Origin of the sequence: Pseudomonas sp. HTZ2 (assembly GCF_033173945.1) — a bacterium.
GTDB classification, from domain to species: domain Bacteria; phylum Pseudomonadota; class Gammaproteobacteria; order Pseudomonadales; family Pseudomonadaceae; genus Aquipseudomonas; species Aquipseudomonas guariconensis.
In genome coordinates this window covers 4,249,481-4,266,519 of record NZ_CP137332.1, presented here as the reverse complement: position 1 = coordinate 4,266,519, position 17,039 = coordinate 4,249,481, and the positions used below count along the sequence as shown (strand labels likewise).

Genomic DNA, 17,039 nt, shown 5'->3' with positions numbered 1-17,039 from the left:
GCATGAATCAAGCGCGGATGTAGCGCAGCACCGCGTCACAGATCATCTGCTTGTGGCGCTGCTTGATCTGCTCGTCGGAGAGGTCGATCTGGAAGATCTCACTGAAGGTGTGGCGATTGGATACCCGGTAGAAACAGAACGAGCTCATCAGCATGTGCAGGTCGATCACCTCGATACCGGCGCGGAACACGCCCTCCTCCACGCCCCGGCGCAAGGTGCGGCCCAACGCCTCAAGCACCAGACTGCTCATCTCGCGGATGACCGGCGATTGCTTGACGTACTCGCCGTAGTGGATGTTCTCGGTGCAGACGATGCGCACGAAATCCACGTTATGGTCGTGGTGGTCGAAGGTGAACTCCACCAGCCGCTCGATGGCCTGCACGGCCGGTAGAGACTCCAGGTCCAGGCTGTGCTCGGTCTTGCGGATATCGCCGTAGAGTTTGACCAGGCACTCGACGTACAGCTGCTCCTTGCTGCCGAAGTAGTAGTAGATCATGCGCTTGGAGGTGGCGGTGCGCTCGGCGATGGCGTCGACCCGCGCCCCGGCCAGACCTTGCTGGACGAACTCGTGAATGGCGGCCTGGAGGATGTCCTCGCGGGTTTTTTCGGGGTTGTTCTTGCGCGACTTGCGCGGCCCTTCGATCTCAGGCTGGCCGAGATTGACTACCGAATCACTCATACCCACTCGCAGGCTGTTGTTTTCAATGGGGTGGGATTATCCGCGAGCGGGACGATGCAGGGAAGCGTGGTGTTGGTCGGGTAGTCAGGTTTGGTGGGCCCTACCTGGTCTGGTGGGCCCTGGTCGAAACACCGCAAACCCGAGTCGTCACAGGACCGGTTTGCGCCCTGCCCCGCTGCGCGCCTTGGCCAGCGCCGCCAGGCGCACCGCCACGTTGGCCGCGCCGTACCCTGCGTAATCTCCCTTGCGCTGCAGGACCTCGAAGAAGAACCGCCCCTCGAACGGCTCGGTGTACACGTGGAACAGCTCCCCGCCCTGGGCATCGCGGTCATAGAGCACGTTGTAGTACGCCAGTTCGCTCAAGAACTCATCGTCGAAGTCGAAGCGCGCCGCCAGGTCGTCGTAGTAGTTCAGCGGGATTTCCAGCAGCGGCACGCCGGCTTCCTTGGCCCGGGCCACCTCGGCAAAGATGTCCTCGCAGGCAAAGGCGATGTGGTGCACGCCCGAGCCACGGTAGCTCGAAAGCGCGTGGGCGATGGCGGTGTTGCGGTTTTCCGAGATGTTCAGCGGCAGCCGAAGCGTGGCGCAGGCGCTACGCAGGGCGCGGCTCTTGACCAGACCATAGGGGTCGGGCAACACCACCTCGTCGTCGGCGGCAAAATCGAACAGGCTCTTATAGAACAGCACCCAGCTGTCCAGCGACTCGGCCGGCAGCGCCAGGGCCATGTGGTCGATGCGCTGCAGGCCGCCACTGGGAATGGCCTGCGGGTCGAGGCGAAAATCACTGTCATAGATCGTCTGGCCCTCGCCCGCCTGCTCCACCAGATAGATCAGGCTGCCGTCGGGGGCGCGCACAGCGGGGATCTCCCGCTCGTTGGGGCCGACCAATCCACGGAACGGTTGTCCTCGATAAGCGGTCGCCCGCCCCAGGGCGGCCTGGCCGTCGGTGACGCGCAGCGCCGTGGCACACAGCGATGGGCCATGGGCCTCGAAGAAGTTGTGGGCGAAGGAATAGGGTTCGGCATTGAGCACGATATTGATCTCGCCCTGGCGCAGCAGGCGCACGTCCTTGCTGCGGTGCTGTCCGCTTTCGGCAAAGCCCAGGCGCTTGAGCCATGCGCCCAACTGCGCTCCGGTGGCCTCGTCCACCGCGAACTCGAGAAACTCAACGCCCTCGTAGCCGCTGGCCGGCGGCGGGTCGAACAACACGCCCGGCTCCACGGTGTGGGCTTGCTGGGCGAGCCGCACGCGGGTCTGCTCCTCCAGGTAAAGCAACGAGCGCAGGCCATCGGCGGCGTTCTGCCGGGGCGGGGCGGCGCGGAAACCGTCGTTGAAGATCTCCAGCGACAGTGGGCCGCGGTACCCCGTGGCCAGAATCGGGGCGAGAAAACCCGCCAGATCCATCTCACCCTGGCCAGGGAAGCAGCGGAAATGCCGGCTCCACTCCAGCACATCCATGGCCAGGATCGGGGCATCGGCCATCTGCACGAAGAAGATCTTCTCGCCAGGGATCTGGTGGATGCCACTCGGATCGCCCTTGAGCGACAGGGTGTGGAAGCTGTCGAGGATCACCCCCAGGGCCGGATGATCGGCCTGGCGCACCAGGTTCCATACCTGCTGGTAGGTATTGACGTGACGCCCCCACGCCAACGCTTCATAGCCAATGCGCAGCCCGCGCTGGCCGGCACGCTCGGCGAGCAGGCGCAGATCGTCCACCAGCAGCTGCTCATCGCCCAGGGCGTCGGCCTGGACGTTGCTGCACACCAGCACCAGGTCGGTGCCCAACTCCTGCATCAGGTCGAACTTGCGCTCGGCGCGGTCGAGGTTTTTCTGCAGGCGCTCGCGTCGGCAGCCCTCGAAGTCGCGAAACGGCTGGAACAGCGTGATCGCCAGGCCCAGATCGCGGCACAACTGACGGACTTCACGGGGGCTGCCGGCGTAATACAGAAGATCGTTCTCGAAGATCTCGACGCCGTCGAAGCCAGCAGCGGCAATGGCTTCGAGCTTTTCCGGCAATGTACCGCTCAAGGACACGGTGGCAATCGAACGCTGCATGGGGGAGTTCCTTGTTATTGGCGCGCCCCCCGAAGGTTGCGCGGGCTGACGGTCACAGGCCCGTGGGAGCCTGGCACGATCGATTATTCGCAGGTAAAGTCAGCCCCGCAATGCGTTTTGTACGAAACAGTTAGTTTTTGTTCGATTACCGAACAAAAGCGGTTTTGGCGAATTGATTCAGGTCTGCCCCTGGACAACCATGAATCCCCAGCAACGGCCCCTGCCCCCACGTTCAGCAGGTGTCGTGCTGACAGGCCCAGCGTCACGGCATAATAAATTCAATAACCGGGTACCGACCTATGCACACTTCCCTCGCCCTGCGACCCGCACCTGCTTGTTCGTCCCATCGGCATCAGTCATCGACTGATCACTCCTGAACAGCCTCCCGCTGACCTACAAGAACACCGGAGAAAACGATGGCCCACTCCAACTCCCAAGCCAAGAAAGCGACCGCCAGCGGGTGGATCGGCTCGGCACTCGAGTACTACGACTTCTTCATCTATGCCCAGGCTGCGGCACTGATCTTTCCGCAGATCTTCTTCCCCTCCACCGACCCGAAAATGGCCATCATCGCCTCGCTGGCGACCTACGGGGTCGGCTACCTGGCCCGCCCGCTGGGCGCCTTCGTACTCGGCCATTGGGGCGATACCCGCGGTCGCAAGAACGTCTTGTTGCTGTGCATGTTCCTGATGGGGCTGTCGACCATGGCCGTCGGCCTGCTGCCGACCTACCACGACATCGGCCTGCTGGCCCCGGCCCTTTTGGTGGTGCTGCGCCTGGTCCAAGGCTTCGCGGTGGCCGGCGAGATCTCCGGCGCCAGCTCGATGATCATGGAGCACGCCCCGTTCGGGCGGCGTGGCTACTACGCCAGTTACACCCTGCAAGGCGTGCAGGCCGGCCAGGTGATGGCGGCGGCGGTGTTCCTGCCGCTGGCTTATTTCATGCCTAGCGAGGCCTTCAATGAATGGGGCTGGCGTATCCCGTTCCTGATGAGCGCGCTGGTGCTGGTGGCCGGCTATTTCATCCGCAAGGAAGTCCACGAGACCCCGGCCTTCGTGCAGGAAGAACAGCAGGACAAAGTCGCCAAGTCGCCGATCAGTGAAGCCTTCCGACACAGCTGGAAATGCATGGTGCTGGTGGCCTTCATGGCGTTGATGAACGTGATTCCGGTGGTGGCAACCATCTTCGGCGCAGCCTACGCGGTACAACCGGCCTATGGCATCGGCTTCGACAAGAGCGTGTACCTGTGGATCCCGGTGGTGGGCAATATCGTCGCGGTGCTGGTGATCCCGTTCGTCGGCAACCTGTCGGACAAGATTGGCCGTCGCCCGACCATGATCGCCGGCTGCCTGGGCTCGGGCCTGCTGGCCTTCGTCTACCTCTATGCGATCAGCATCCAGAACGTGCCGCTGGCCTTTGGCGTGTCGATCCTGATGTGGGGCATGGTCTACCAGGGGTACAACGCGGTATTCCCAAGCTTCTACCCGGAGCTGTTCCAGACCCGCTATCGCGTCTCGGCCATGGCCATTGCGCAAAACATCGGCACCATGCTCACCGCCATGTTGCCCGCGCTGTTCGCCACCGTCGCCCCGCCCGGCTCGGACAACATTCCGCTGGTGGTCGGTAGCCTGGCGTTCTTCATCACCTGCCTGTGCGCCCTCGCCGCCTACATCGCGCCGGAAACCCACCGTCTGGCCATGGAAGACCTGGGCAACCCACAGGCCAGGCCCATGGACAAAGGCGCCTATGAAGCCAGCCGCAAAAGCAGTTTCCAGGCAGTGAGCCGCTGACACACACCCTGTGAGAGCGGCCTGAGCCGCGCAAAAAGCCCGCTCCCGCAGGGCCCATGCTGACCTTGTGGGAACGGGGTTCATAGAGGCTGCTGTCAGCCGTTGACGATGGTCTGAAGCCTCGCCCACAACTGCTCCACATGCGCCCGCTCGGTCGGTAGCGCCCCCACCGACACCCGCACCATCCAGCGCCCCTCCAGGGTCGCCGGGGTCACGTAGGCATGGCCGGAGCCATTGAGCCGATCCGCCCAGGCCCGGGTATGGGCATCCAACGCCTCCCCCTCCAGCCCCGGCGGGCAGTGACGAATGCACAACGTCTGCAGCTGCACCGGCGCCAACAACTGCCAGTGCGGTGCGGCCTCGATCTGCTCGGCCAGCCAGCGGGCGTTGTCCAGGTCCCGGCGCAGGCGCTGCTGCAGGGCCTCGACGCCTTCGCTGCGCAACATGAACCACAGCTTCAGCGCACGGAAACGCCGGCCCAGGGGGATACCCCAGTCGCGCAGGTTTTTCACCTGGCCATCGACTGCCGATTGCAGGTAGCTGGGGTTGGTGCTCATCACCCGGATCAGGTGTTGTGGATCACGCACGTAGTAGATCGAACAGTCGAACGCCACACCCAGCCACTTGTGGGCATTGACCACCACCGAGTCGGCCAACTCGATGCCATCCCACATCCAGCGGCACTCGGGCAGGATCATCGCCGAACCAGCCATGGCCGAGTCCACGTGCAGCCACAGCTTGTGCGCCTGAGTGATGGCGCCGATCGCCGCCAGCGGGTCGAGGGCCGTGGTGGCCGTTGTGCCGGTGGTGGCGACCACCGCGCAAGGCTGGTTGCCGGCTGCCAGGTCCTGCTCGATGGCAGCCTGCAGCGCCTCGGGGCGCATGGCGAAGTGTTCGTCGGTGGGGATCAGGCGGATGTTCTGGCGGCCAAAGCCGGCCAGCAGCGCAGCCTTGTCCACCGAGCTGTGGGCGTGGGCGCTGACATACACCACCAACGGTTTGGCCTGGGCCTGCAGGCCGCCGCGCACCAGGGCGTAGTCGGTGGCACGCTCGCGGGCGCAGATCAATGCCACCAGGGTGCTGGTCGAGGCGGTGTCCTGGATTACCCCGCTCCACTGTGCTGACAGCCCGAGCAGCTGGCGCAGCCAGTCCAGGGTGGTTTCCTCCAGTTCGCTCAGGGCCGGGCTCGATTGCCAGGACAGCCCCAGCACGCCCAGCCCGGTGCTGAGAAAATCACCCAGCACCGACGACAAGGTGCCGTTCGACGGGAAGTAGCCATAGAAGTTGGGGTGTTGCCAGTGGGACAGACCCGGCATCAGCAGCTTGTCGACATCGGCGAGTATGGCTTCGAACGGCTCACCTTGTTGTGGCGCCTCGCTGGGCAAGGCGGCCTTGAGGTAGCCAGGCTCGACCTGGGCCATGACCGGTCGCTCGGCGACGCTTTGGCGGTAGTCGGCGATCAGGTCGATCAATTGGTGGCCGTATTGGCGAAAGTCTTCCGGGGTCACGCGCAATCTCCTTGGGCTGCTGACGCTATGGACGACAGAGTCTAGGTGCGCCAGGCACTGCGAAGAACCCCGTTTCGCGCATAGGTGCTATGGCGAAGACGCATGCCCGCCCTGCACCCCAAACTGCGACTGCCGCCACAACTCGAAGACCCGGTTGCGCAGCCAGCGGTGTTCCGCCGAGGCCTGCAAACGCTGGTGCCAGACCACCCAATAGCGCTGGGTATGTTCGATGAAACCCAGGGGCCGCCAGGCCAGACGGTGCAGACGACACAGCTGGCGGGCGATGTGCTCGGGCACGGTCGCCAGCGCCTGGCCATTACCGATCACCTGCACCGTGGCAGAGAAGAACGGCACCTCCAGGCTGATCCGCCGCTGCAACCCCTGGGCACGCAAATGACGGTCGATGAAGCTGTCCTTGTCGCCGCCGCCGGAAATGCGCACATGCTTGAAGGCCAGGTAATCCTCCTGGTTCAAACTCTGCTGGGTGGTCAGTGGGTGATCGTCGCGCATCAGGCACACTGCGCGGTCTTCCCCCAGCAGCCGGCCGTGCAGGTTGGGCGGAGACTCGTCGAACAAGGTAGTGGCCAGGTCGATCTCGCCACTGGCCAACAAGGCGTACTGGCCGGCCTGCCAGGTGCGGTACTCCAAGGATACGCCCGGCGCCTCACGCTCCAAGGCGCTGACCAGCAGCGGCAGCATGTGTTCGGCCACGTAGTCCGAGGCGGCAATACAGAAGCGCCGCTCACAGCGCGCCGGATCGAAGGCGGCGGGTTGGCGCAGGGCGGCCAGCTCCTCCAACACCTGGCGCAGCGGCTCGACCAGCGACTCGGCATGCTCGCTGAGCACATAGCCGCGTCCTTGGCGGACCAGCAACGGGTCATCGAAGGCGTCACGCAGATGCGCCAGTTGCCGGCTCAAGGCCGACTGGCTGGTACCGAGACGTTCGGCGGCGTGGCTGAGGTTCTTCAACTGCAGGAGGCAGTCGAGGGTACGCAGGTGAGCGAGGCTCAGGGAAGCGAAGGTGGGATGCATCGATGGGTGGCTCCGGCGAGGGCCGTGCCCTCGGTCGCCGGACACCTCGGGAGGCCGATGTGTCCGGCGATGGGGGCCCCGCTGATCAGTCAGTCAGGCCGACGTAGACGTTCTGCACGTCATCGTGGTTGTCGATCGCTTCCAGGAACGCCTCGACTTCGGCCAGGGCTTCTGCGCTCAGGCTGGCTGCGCTGACTGGGTTTTTCGGGGTATAGCCGATCTTGGCGGAGGTCACGGTGAAACCATGTTCTGGCAGGGCCTTCTGCACCGCATCCAGGTCGGTGGTGTCGGTGATGAACAGGGTCGAGCCCTCTTCCTCGCCTTCCTCGAAGTCCTGGGCGCCGGATTCGATGGCGGCCAGCTCAGGGTCGGCATCGCCGTTGGGAGTGGCTTCGATCAGGCCGACGTGGTTGAAGTCCCAGGCGACCGAACCACTGGAGCCGAGCTGGCCCTTGCGGAAGGCGACGCGGATTTCAGCGACGGTACGGTTGATGTTGTCGGTCAGGCACTCGACGATCAGCGGGACCTGGTGCGGGGCGAACCCTTCGTAGGTCACCGCGTGGTACTGCACGGCATCGCCGTCCAGGCCTGCGCCCTTTCGGATCGCGCGTTCCAGGGTCTCACGGGTCATCGAAGCCTTCTTGGCCTGCTCCACTGCCAGGCGCAGGCGCGGGTTCATGTCCGGATCGGCACCGGATTTGGCGGCGATCTGAATTTCCTTGGCCAGCTTGCCCATGATCTTGCCTTTGGCGTTGGCTGCGGCTTCTTTATGCTTGGCTTTCCACTGTGCGCCCATGTCGACTCTCTTTGTTTCAGCGGCCGGTTCAGGAAGCGACCGGCCAAAAGTGGGAGCAGTTTATACGCCCTCGCCTGCTTGATCGACAAGAAATCGCACAGCAACCGCAGAGCGGCTCCCCTGGCATCAAGCCTTGTCGGCCTTGCCCGCCGCCGCCGCGAACTTGGCCAGACGCACATCGAACCGCCGTGGCCGCACGCCGCGGTCCTCGGCGCGTTCCTTGCGGCGAATGGCATTGCGCACCATCAGCGAGCCCAGGTAACGGATCGGCTCCGGCGGGAAGTAACCGAGCGGCCCCTTGACCAACGGCGAGCGTGTCCACGGGTTGTCCAGGCCCAAGGCCAGCGAGGACAGAATCTGCCCGCCCATGTGGCACGGCCCGACACCGCTGCCCGAGTAGCCAAAGCCGTAGAACACGTTGCCCTGCCCGTCCAGCCGGCCAAAGAACGGCAAGCCGGTCACCGAGCGATCCGACGGTCCGTTCCAGCTGGCCGCCAAGGGCACGTTGGCCAACGCCGGGAAGAAATCGCCCAGGCTTTCACGCAGCAGGGGCTGGTAAGGCGAAGGCTGGTCGAACACTGGTAGCATGCGCCCGCCATAGGCGAACGTGTTGCCGCCCTTGCCCAGCATCAGTCGGCCATCGCTGGTGTTGTGGTAGTAGTGCACGAAAATCCGCGAGTCCAGGACGCTGACGCCACTGACCAGGCCGATCTCGCGCAGCAGCTCTGGACACGGCTCGGTGATGATCATGTCGCTGGAAACGATCGCCACACTGCGCTCGAACTGCGGGAAGGCCCGGGCCATCCAGGCATTGAGGCCCAGCACTACGCGATCTGCACGAATGGTCCCACGCGCCGTGCGCACCTGGGCCGGCGCACCATGCTCCAGCCCCGTCATGGCGGTGCCTTCGTGAATCCGCACACCCCGTTGTAGCGCGACCCGGCGCAGGCCACGCACCAGGCGGCCGGGCTGCACCGTGGCGGCGGCCGGTGAGTACCAGCCTTCCAGATGACGCTCAGAGCCTGCCAGACGTTGTACCTGTTCCAACGGCAGGCGCTGGAACGAATTGATCCCTTTTTGCTCCAGGGCCGCGATCACCGCATCGGTGCCTCCGACTTGGGCCTGGTTGGTCGCGGTGTACAAGGTGCCATCTAGGCGATAGTCGCACTGGATGCCGTTGGCCGCGCAAAACTCGCCGATGGCGCTGATGCTGCGCTCCGACTCGCGCACCAGGCGCACTGCCTCCTGCGCCCCGAACAGGCGTTCGAGGGTGAAGTATTTAGCCGACCACGACAGCGCGCATCCCCCGTTCCGGCCGCTGGCCCCGGCACCGCAGATGTCCGCCTCGATCAGCATCACATCCAGTTCGGGCGCCTGCTCCTTGAGCATCAGCGCCGTCCACAAGCCGGTGTAGCCTCCGCCGACGATGCACACGTCGCATCGCGCATCGCCGATCAGCGGCGGACACACCGCCTGATCTTCCGTGTCCAGGGCCTGTTGCAGCCAGAAGGGTCTCATGGGTCGCTTTCCTTTAGGTGCGCGCCGGCTTGATTGCCATTGCGGTGTTGGGTGCCACGTCATTGGCCGCAGCGACGCTGGCCGGGCGGCTGTTCCAGTGCGGCAGCAGGACCAGGGCCGAGAACAGCGCGGTGCCGGCGAAGATGATGAACACCGTGACGCTGTCGAAGTAGCCCGGCAGCAGGCCACCGAGCACTGCGCCCACCGAGCCGCAGCCGTTGACGAAACCGGCGGCGGTTGCGCCGGATTTGGCGGTACCGAAGTCGATGGCTGCCGCGCCGCTGATCATCGAGTCCGGCCCGTACAGGGTCAGGCCCATCACGAACAGCAAGCCGACCACCAACACCACGCTGCCGGTGTGCATGGCGCCCATGAACGCCGCCAGGGCGACCGTCAGCAGCACCAGGCTGATCACGCAGGCCGGCATGCGGCGCGCGCCGAACAGCTTATCCGAGGCCAGGCCGATAAGGATCGGCCCCAGCAGGCCGGCCAGCTCGAAGGCCGTCGGGATGATGGCCGCGCCGACCTTGCCCACCGAGGGCATCTGTTCGAAGACGATCACTGGCCCCCACAGCAAGATCGCGTAACGGGCAGGTTTGAGCATGAAGTAGGCCAAGCCCAGGGTCAGCACAGTACGGTTGCGCAGGATTTCCTTCAAAGGCTCCCACACGCTGCCCAGGCTCGCGCCAGGGGCCATGCTCTGCGGCTCCGGCTCCACCGCCGGCAGCCCCACATCCTCAGGCTTGTTGCGCTGGAAGATGAAGAACAGAACGGCCACGCCCGCCACCACCGCGGCGCTGGAGAAGAACGCCGCGTGCCAGCTGCCGATCAGGGTGTAGGCCCACCACCCGGCGAACGGCGATGCTACCAGGCCGCCGAAGGCATAGCAGGAACTCCACAGGCCCAGGACACGCCCACGCTGCACGGCCGGGAAGAAACTACCGATGTTCTTGCACAGCCCCGCCCACCCGGTGGACTGCGCCAGGCCTTGGATCAACATGCAGGTGGCAAAGATCGGGAACGTGGCATAACTGCCCATCACCAGGGCAGCGGCTGCGGAAATCAGCAAGCCGCCGAGCACCACCACGCGTGGCCCGAAGCGGTCGGCGAGCATGCCCCAGGTGAACTGGCCCACGGCATAGGCGGCCAGGTAGATACCGTCGAGGTTGGCCATGGCGGCCTTGTCGAGCATGAACGTCGGGTCCTCGCCGATGCCAAGCTTGGCCACCGAGAAGGCTTTGCGAGTGAAGTAGAAGGCGGCGTATGCCAGCCAGGTGATTGCGAAGATCTGGACGCGCCAGCGCTTCATGGCCGCTAGGGATTGATTCATTTGACTCTGACCTCTTGCTCAAGTGTGCCGGCAGAATGTGAAAAAACGCCTGTTTTGTTGTTGTGTTGCGCACTGCATGACGAGGAGGACCGTCACTGGTCAGATGGCACCGCAGATCGGGATGACCGGCTGATTACCATGGCCCCCGGTGATTGCTTGCAAAGCACCGTCGGACTGTCGGACATGGAACCAGTTGGTGACTGATAAATAAAATCGATTTATCGTATTTCACACATAAGCTCAGCTTGTAACGGAGTACGTCATGTCGGTCTCCCACGCTCAACTGAAGGCCTTTCACGCTGTCGCCCAGCACGGCAGCTTTACCCGCGCCGCCGAAAAACTCTTTCTGACCCAGCCGGCGGTCTCCGATCAAGTCCGCAAACTGGAGGAGCGTTATGGCGTGTTGCTGTTTCACCGCAACAAGCGCTCGGTCCAACTGACCGACCTGGGCGAGCGTCTGCTGGGCATCACCCAGCGCCTGTTTGCCTGCGAGACCGAGGCGGTGGAACTGCTGCAGGATTCCCGCGCCCTGCACACCGGCAGCCTGGTACTGGCCGTGGATGCCCCGGTACACGTGCTGCCGCAGATCGCCCGGTTCTGCCAGCGCTACCCGGGCATCCAGGTGAAGATCGAAACGGGCAACACCGACGAGTCTCTGGCACGGCTGTTCAGCTACCAGGCCGACCTTGCCCTGCTCGGCCGCGATGTGGATGACGAGCGGTTGTTCTGCGTGCCCATGCGCCGCGACCCGATGGTCGCGTTCGTCTCCCACAACCACCCTTGGGCCAGCCGCGGCGCGATCCACCTGGCCGACCTGGACGACACGCCACTGGTGCTGCGTGAGCCCGGCTCGGTGACCCGCCAGACCCTCGAAGAAGAAATGCAGCGCGCCGGCCTGCGCATACGCTCGGCGATCCAGGTGGAGGGCCGTGAGGCGGCCCGCGAGGCGGTGGTAGTGGGGATCGGCGTGGGCGTGGTCTCAGCGGCCGAATTCGGTGCCGATGCACGGGTATGCGCCTTACCGATCCTTGATTGCCAACGGCACCTGACCGAGACGCTAGTCTGCCTGAGCGAGCAGCGCACTCGGCGGGTGGTGGCGACTTTCCTGCAGATGGTGCAGGAAGAACACTGACAATCGCGTTGGCCTGTTCCCAGGTAAGCCTGCGAACAGGTCGGGACAGGCAATAGCAGACGTTTAGCCGGCGGCAACGGCAATGGCATATGCTCAAGGCACCGTTGTTGCGCAGGGATTCACCGCATGCTGTATCGCCTTGCCGCCGACGCCTTGGTTCTGGTGCACCTGGCGTTCATCCTGCTGGTGCTGTTCGGCGGCCTGCTGGTCGTCAAATGGCGCGCGGCCCTGTTCATTCACCTACCCGCCCTGGCCTGGGGGCTGGCGGTGGAGGGCCTGCACCTGGCCTGCCCGTTGACCGGCTGGGAGAACCGCATGCGCGCCGCGGCCGGTGGGGCCGGCTACCAGGGTGGCTTCGTCGAGCACTACATCTGGCCGCTGATCTACCCCGCTGGATTGACGCCCCAGATCCAGACGCTGTTGGGGTTGTTCGTGCTGTTACAGAACCTCGTCGTGTACAGCTACGTGATCCGGCGCTGGCGCCGATCTAGCGGGTAGCGACCACGAACAACCGTGGAAACGCCAACAGCACCTTGCCATCGGTCGAGGGCGGGTAGTCGCGCTGCATCGCTTGCAAGTACAACTGCAAAAAATCTTCCTGCTGCTGCGCGTCCAGGCGCGCCAAGTAGGGACGCAAGGCCGACCCTTTGAACCACTCGACCACAGCCTCTGCCCCGCCCACGAGCGGGTGGTGGTAGGTGGTGCGCCACACATCCACGCGGCTGCACAGCGGGCTGAGCAAGTCGTAGTAGAACGCCGCGTTGTGCCGGGGCGGCAGTGAGAAGTCGGCGAACAGGTCGGCCCAGGGGCCTTGGCTGGCGATCTCACGCAACTGGCGATGGGCAGGCTCGTCCAGGTTGTCGGGGGTTTGCACCGCCAGAGTACCGCCCTCGGTGAGCTGGCGAATCAGGTGCGGATAAAGGGTGCCATGGTCGGGCACCCATTGCAGCGAGGCATTGGCGAGAATCAGGTCCTGCGGCTCGGCGGCCGACCAGCTGGCGATATCGCCGACTTCACAGCGTACCTGCGGCACGCACAGGCGACGACGCTGGCGTGCCTTGTCGATCATGTCCGGGTCACTGTCCAACGCTACCACCATCGCATCGGGGTGCTGGCCGCGCAGCACTTCGGTGGAATTGCCCGGTCCGCAGCCCAAGTCGGTGGCATGGCGTACCGGCCGGGGGGGCACCGCGGCGAGCAGGTCACGCACGGCGCGGGTGCGCTCATCTTCGAACAGGGAATACTGCGTAGTGGACCAGGCCATGACGGGGCTCCTGCAAAAGGCTCAATGCCAAGAGCCTAGACTTCGGTCAGCGGGATGTCACCGGCACTGCCCTTGCCTTCGCGTCGCTCGCTCATCCAGTCATTGATTTGCTGACCGAACTGCGCCGGCGCCTTGCGCCCGAAACGCCGGGCCAGATCGAGGATGGTCTGCTGGGCCAGGGCTTCCTCCATGCGCTTCTGCGCTCCCATCATCACCGCATGGATCGCGCAGACACCCTCGGTGGCCCAGCCCGGCGGCGCGCCCTCGAACAGGACGCAGCGCTCGCGGATCTCGCGGCAATCGAAAATCTTTTTCGGTCCATCGATGGCGTGGACGATATCCAGCACGGTGATCTCATCGGACGGCCGCGCCAGACGAAAACCGCCACGCACGCCTTCTGTAGCAGCCACAAGCCCTGCACGGGCGAGTTTGGTGAATACCTTGGCCAGGTACTCCTGGGGCACGCCTTGCAACTCGGCCAGGTCACGGACGCTGGACTCGCGGCTTTCACCACGCTCATCCACCAGAAACAGCAGGCAATGGATGCCGTATTCGACCCCGGCACTGTAAAGGGACATGTCAATCTCCGACCAATATTGTCGCAAATAGTACGCCTATGTGAATCGGCGAGCAAAATTTCGCGATGCCGTCCGTCTTGCTCATGAGCCTTGCAGCCCCTTTAAACCGAAGGTCCTAGCCAAACGGCAGAACGCACTCGCAGCGCCGTGCGCAAAAAAACCTTGCCGTTTTAAACTACGACCAATAAAGTCGTAGTTACTCGGCGACAGTGCAGACCCTCGCCGAAGGCTCGTTCACTTCCCCTTGCGAACCTTGTTGGAGCACCTTCATGAACCCACATATCCTGATCATCGGTGCCGGCTTTGCCGGTGTCTGGAGCGCTTTGAGCGCCGCCCGCCTGCTCGACCAGGCCCAGCGCGGCGATGTCAGCATTAGTGTGCTGGCTCCCCAGGCCGAACTGCGCATCCGCCCGCGCTTCTACGAAAGCGACGTGCACAGCATGAAGGCGCCGCTGGGCGCCCTGTTCGAGACCGTAGGAGTCACCTTCATCAAGGGGCACGCCCAGACCATCGATGTGGAAGGTCGCACCGTCGGCTACACCGACGCCGACGGCCAGCCGCGGCAAATCGGTTACGACCGCCTGGTGCTCGCCGCCGGAAGCCAGGTGGCCCGCCCACCGGTCCCGGGCCTGGCCGAGCACACCTTCGATGTCGATCAGATGGAATCGGCCATGCGCCTGGAGCAGCACCTGGTTGGCCTGACCAAGCAGCCGGCCTCCCCGGCCCGCGATACCGTGGTGGTCTGCGGTGGTGGTTTCACCGGCATCGAGACCGCGACTGAAATGCCGACGCGCCTGCGTACCATCCTCGGCGAAGACGCCCCCGTGCGGGTAGTGGTGGTCGATCGTGGCCCCAGCATTGGCGCGGCGCTGGGTGCAGGTATCACGCCTTCGATCGTCGAAGCTTGTGAACAGGCGGGAGTGCAATGGCTGACAGGGCGCTCGGTGGTGGCAGTCGATGCGGGCGGCGTGACCTTGGACGACGGCGAGTACATCGCCAGCAAGACCGTGATCTGGACCGTGGGCGTCAAGGCCAGCCCGCTGACGGCTCAGGTCCCCGGCGAACGTGACGGCTTTGGCCGCCTGCGAGTGGATGACCACCTCAAGGTGATCGGCCAGGAACACATCTACGCCACTGGCGATGTGGCCTGGGCGGCGGTGGACGAGTCGGGCAATCACGCTCTGATGACCTGCCAGCACGCCATCCCCATGGGTCGCCACTGCGGTAACAATGCGGCCGCCGACCTGCTGGGTGTGGCGCCGGTGGTGTACCGCCAGCCGGTGTACGTGACCTGCCTCGACCTCGGCGGTTGGGGCGCGACGTTCAGCGAGGGCTGGGAACGCACACTCAAGTACAAAGGCCAGGAGGGCAAGGACCTCAAACGCCAGATCAATACAGTGTGGATCTACCCACCGGCGGCGGATCGAGCCGTAGCCCTGGCGGCGGCCGATCCGCTGATCCCTGTCGTGTAAACCCTGTGTCAAAGAGGCCGCAATGCGGCCTCTTTTTTTTTGCCTTTTTTTGACCAACTGTTCAAGAGTGATGGCACTGTGGCATCATCGATAAAAACAATAGAAATGGTAAGGACTTAACCCAATCCGCAGTGTATCGAGCGCCTGATCTCCCCTGCTGTCCAGCGCTGGGTCGCTGCCACATGCGATGGAGCATTTCTATGCAGTTACGCAACCTGAAAATCGGCCTACGGGCTGCCTGCATGTTCGTCCTGTTGGGCGTTCTGGTGCTGGTCATGGGACTGGTCTCGCTCTACGAGACCCGGCAAATGGACCGCGCCACCGATGAGATTCGCGTCACCTGGATGCCGGCGGTCATTTCCTTGGGCGATGTCAGCAGTGCCCTGGGCCGGGCACGCGCCCTAACCCTGCGCAGCGCCCTGGAAGAGCAGCCCTCGGCCCGCAAGGCCACCCTGGAGAAAATCACCGAGATCAACCAGACGCTGCAAGGTAATCTGGACGACTATGAGCGCACCATCATCGCCGATGACGACCGCGCCCTGTTCAACACTTTCCTGCAGATGAGCGAGCGGTACCACGGCCTGCAGAAATCCATCCGTGATGCGGTTGCCGCCGAACAGCTCGACGAGGCCCGCCGGCTGATTAATGGCCCCTTGGCCGAATACGCCGACAGCATGATGAAAGCCCTCGCAGCGCTCATCGAGTACAACGCCAAAGGCGCCGAGCAAGCATCCCAACGTAGCAGCGCGGTGTTCGAAGAGGCCTTCTCGCTGATCGTCGTTGCCTTGGTGATGATACTTGTAGCGCTGATCGCCATCGCCACCCTGCTCACCCGCAGTATCGTCCTTCCCCTGGCCGATGCCGTGGCCGTGGCCGAGCGCGTGGCCACCGGCGACTTGACCCAGGATATCCCGGTGCTCGGACGTGACGAGCCCGCCCTGCTGCTGCGCGCCCTGAGCCGCATGCAACAGAGCCTGCGCGATACCTTGCGCAAGATCGCCGCCTCCTCCGACCAATTGGCCTCGGCCTCCGAGGAGCTGCATACCGTCACCGAGGACACCAGCCGCGGCCTGCACCAGCAGAGCGCGGAAATCGACCAGGCCGCCACCGCGGTCAACCAGATGACCGCCGCGGTCGAAGAAGTCGCGAACAACGCCGTCAGCACCGCTGACGCGTCCAAAGGCGCCGATCAAACCACCCGCGAGGGCCGCGACCAGGTCAACCAAGCCCTGGCGTCGATCCAGTATCTGGTCAGCGATGTCACCGACACCTCAGGGGAAATCGAGCAACTGGCCAGCAATGCCAACGAGATCAGCCGCGTGCTGGACGTGATCGGCGCGATCGCCGGGCAAACCAACCTGCTGGCGCTCAACGCGGCCATCGAAGCGGCCCGGGCCGGCGAGGCCGGACGTGGGTTTGCCGTGGTCGCCGATGAAGTGCGAGCCCTGGCCCACCGCACCCAGCAGTCCACAGCGGAAATCGAGCAGATGATCAGTGGTATTCAGTCCGGCACCGAGCGTGCGGTCAGCGCCATGCATACCAGTCAGGATCGTGCCAACGGCACGCTGGAAGTGGCTCAGTCGGCAGGCCAGGCCCTGGAGGTGATCGCCGAGGCCATCACGTCGATCAACCAGCGCAACCTGGTGATCGCCAGCGCTTCGGAGCAGCAGGCCCAGGTGGCCCGCGAGGTGGATCGCAACCTGGTCAACATCCGCGACCTGGCCATGCAAACCTCAGCAGGCGCCAACCAGACCAGCGCGGCGGCGCAGGACCTGTCCCGCCTGGCCGTAGACCTGAACGCGATGGTGGCGCAGTTCAAGGTCTGAGCCTAGGGCTGTTCTCACGCAGACCGCCTCGCGCGATGGGCTTTATGGCAGCCCATCGC

Annotated in this window: 14 protein-coding genes; 5 read left to right on the top strand and 9 right to left on the bottom strand. The window is 64.3% G+C overall.

The annotated features are described in order from the left end of the window. Positions 1 to 7: 7 nt before the first annotated feature. Both R6G97_RS19745 and quiC read right to left on the bottom strand, forming a co-directional pair. On the bottom strand, positions 8 to 679 hold the full coding sequence (locus tag R6G97_RS19745) for a TetR/AcrR family transcriptional regulator (RefSeq protein WP_043213716.1): 672 nt from the start codon (positions 677 to 679) through the stop codon (positions 8 to 10). A gap of 147 nt (positions 680 to 826) precedes the next feature. Further along, positions 827 to 2,734, bottom strand: coding sequence for a 3-dehydroshikimate dehydratase QuiC (gene quiC / locus R6G97_RS19740; protein ID WP_317847393.1), 1,908 nt, complete (start codon positions 2,732 to 2,734; stop codon positions 827 to 829). 416 nt (positions 2,735 to 3,150) lie between these two features. On the opposite strand from quiC, the gene R6G97_RS19735 reads away from it, so the two are divergent. Further along, positions 3,151 to 4,524: an MFS transporter gene (locus R6G97_RS19735; RefSeq protein WP_070575361.1), complete on the top strand. Its 1,374-nt coding sequence runs from the start codon at positions 3,151 to 3,153 to the stop codon at positions 4,522 to 4,524. A gap of 95 nt (positions 4,525 to 4,619) precedes the next feature. On the opposite strand, the gene R6G97_RS19730 is transcribed toward R6G97_RS19735, so the two are convergent. From R6G97_RS19730 to R6G97_RS19710, 5 genes are all read right to left on the bottom strand, one after another. Beyond that, entirely contained in the window at positions 4,620 to 6,032 is a 1,413-nt protein-coding gene (locus R6G97_RS19730; protein WP_317847392.1) for a DOPA decarboxylase, read from the bottom strand. 87 nt (positions 6,033 to 6,119) lie between these two features. Then, positions 6,120 to 7,064, bottom strand: coding sequence for a LysR family transcriptional regulator (locus tag R6G97_RS19725; protein WP_317847391.1), 945 nt, complete (start codon positions 7,062 to 7,064; stop codon positions 6,120 to 6,122). 85 nt (positions 7,065 to 7,149) lie between these two features. Then, on the bottom strand, positions 7,150 to 7,860 hold the full coding sequence (locus R6G97_RS19720) for a YebC/PmpR family DNA-binding transcriptional regulator (protein WP_043212740.1): 711 nt from the start codon (positions 7,858 to 7,860) through the stop codon (positions 7,150 to 7,152). Between the two features lie 126 nt (positions 7,861 to 7,986). Continuing rightward, complete coding sequence (locus R6G97_RS19715; RefSeq protein WP_090342201.1) at positions 7,987 to 9,378, bottom strand: FAD-dependent oxidoreductase; 1,392 nt, start codon at positions 9,376 to 9,378, stop codon at positions 7,987 to 7,989. Between the two features lie 13 nt (positions 9,379 to 9,391). Further along, positions 9,392 to 10,708, bottom strand: a complete 1,317-nt coding sequence (locus R6G97_RS19710; RefSeq protein WP_317847390.1) for an MFS transporter — start codon at positions 10,706 to 10,708, stop codon at positions 9,392 to 9,394. Positions 10,709 to 10,970: 262 nt separating this feature from the next. On the opposite strand from R6G97_RS19710, the gene R6G97_RS19705 reads away from it, so the two are divergent. Further along, entirely contained in the window at positions 10,971 to 11,840 is an 870-nt protein-coding gene (locus R6G97_RS19705) for a LysR substrate-binding domain-containing protein (protein ID WP_043212735.1), read from the top strand. Between the two features lie 126 nt (positions 11,841 to 11,966). Continuing rightward, positions 11,967 to 12,338 carry a DUF2784 domain-containing protein gene (locus R6G97_RS19700; RefSeq protein ID WP_043212733.1) on the top strand — a complete coding sequence of 124 codons (372 nt, stop codon included), beginning with the start codon at positions 11,967 to 11,969 and terminating at the stop codon, positions 12,336 to 12,338. On the opposite strand, the gene tam is transcribed toward R6G97_RS19700, so the two are convergent. Further along, positions 12,328 to 13,104: a trans-aconitate 2-methyltransferase gene (tam, locus tag R6G97_RS19695; RefSeq protein ID WP_317847389.1), complete on the bottom strand. Its 777-nt coding sequence runs from the start codon at positions 13,102 to 13,104 to the stop codon at positions 12,328 to 12,330. The two genes, R6G97_RS19700 and tam, sit on opposite strands and share 11 nt — an antisense overlap. Positions 13,105 to 13,139: 35 nt before the next feature. Continuing rightward, a complete protein-coding gene (locus tag R6G97_RS19690; RefSeq protein ID WP_043212729.1) occupies positions 13,140 to 13,682 on the bottom strand; it encodes an RrF2 family transcriptional regulator in 543 nt (180 codons plus the stop codon). Between the two features lie 269 nt (positions 13,683 to 13,951). Here R6G97_RS19690 and R6G97_RS19685 point away from each other — a divergent pair, with 269 nt between their 5' ends. Both R6G97_RS19685 and R6G97_RS19680 read left to right on the top strand, forming a co-directional pair. Further along, positions 13,952 to 15,154: an NAD(P)/FAD-dependent oxidoreductase gene (locus tag R6G97_RS19685; RefSeq protein WP_090342198.1), complete on the top strand. Its 1,203-nt coding sequence runs from the start codon at positions 13,952 to 13,954 to the stop codon at positions 15,152 to 15,154. Positions 15,155 to 15,336: 182 nt separating this feature from the next. Then, a complete protein-coding gene (locus R6G97_RS19680) occupies positions 15,337 to 16,980 on the top strand; it encodes a methyl-accepting chemotaxis protein (RefSeq protein ID WP_409287203.1) in 1,644 nt (547 codons plus the stop codon). Positions 16,981 to 17,039 lie beyond the last annotated feature (59 nt).

Coding starts and splice junctions, on each gene's coding strand:
- R6G97_RS19735 (WP_070575361.1), top strand. CDS start 3,151: ATGGCCCACTCCAACTCCCAAGCCAAGAAAGCGACCGCCAGCGGGTGG.
- R6G97_RS19715 (WP_090342201.1), bottom strand. CDS start 9,378: ATGAGACCCTTCTGGCTGCAACAGGCCCTGGACACGGAAGATCAGGCG.
- tam (WP_317847389.1), bottom strand. CDS start 13,104: ATGGCCTGGTCCACTACGCAGTATTCCCTGTTCGAAGATGAGCGCACC.
- R6G97_RS19680 (WP_409287203.1), top strand. CDS start 15,337: ATGCGATGGAGCATTTCTATGCAGTTACGCAACCTGAAAATCGGCCTA.
- R6G97_RS19705 (WP_043212735.1), top strand. CDS start 10,971: ATGTCGGTCTCCCACGCTCAACTGAAGGCCTTTCACGCTGTCGCCCAG.
- quiC (WP_317847393.1), bottom strand. CDS start 2,734: ATGCAGCGTTCGATTGCCACCGTGTCCTTGAGCGGTACATTGCCGGAA.
- R6G97_RS19725 (WP_317847391.1), bottom strand. CDS start 7,064: ATGCATCCCACCTTCGCTTCCCTGAGCCTCGCTCACCTGCGTACCCTC.
- R6G97_RS19720 (WP_043212740.1), bottom strand. CDS start 7,860: ATGGGCGCACAGTGGAAAGCCAAGCATAAAGAAGCCGCAGCCAACGCC.
- R6G97_RS19690 (WP_043212729.1), bottom strand. CDS start 13,682: ATGTCCCTTTACAGTGCCGGGGTCGAATACGGCATCCATTGCCTGCTG.
- R6G97_RS19745 (WP_043213716.1), bottom strand. CDS start 679: ATGAGTGATTCGGTAGTCAATCTCGGCCAGCCTGAGATCGAAGGGCCG.
- R6G97_RS19710 (WP_317847390.1), bottom strand. CDS start 10,708: ATGAATCAATCCCTAGCGGCCATGAAGCGCTGGCGCGTCCAGATCTTC.
- R6G97_RS19700 (WP_043212733.1), top strand. CDS start 11,967: ATGCTGTATCGCCTTGCCGCCGACGCCTTGGTTCTGGTGCACCTGGCG.
- R6G97_RS19685 (WP_090342198.1), top strand. CDS start 13,952: ATGAACCCACATATCCTGATCATCGGTGCCGGCTTTGCCGGTGTCTGG.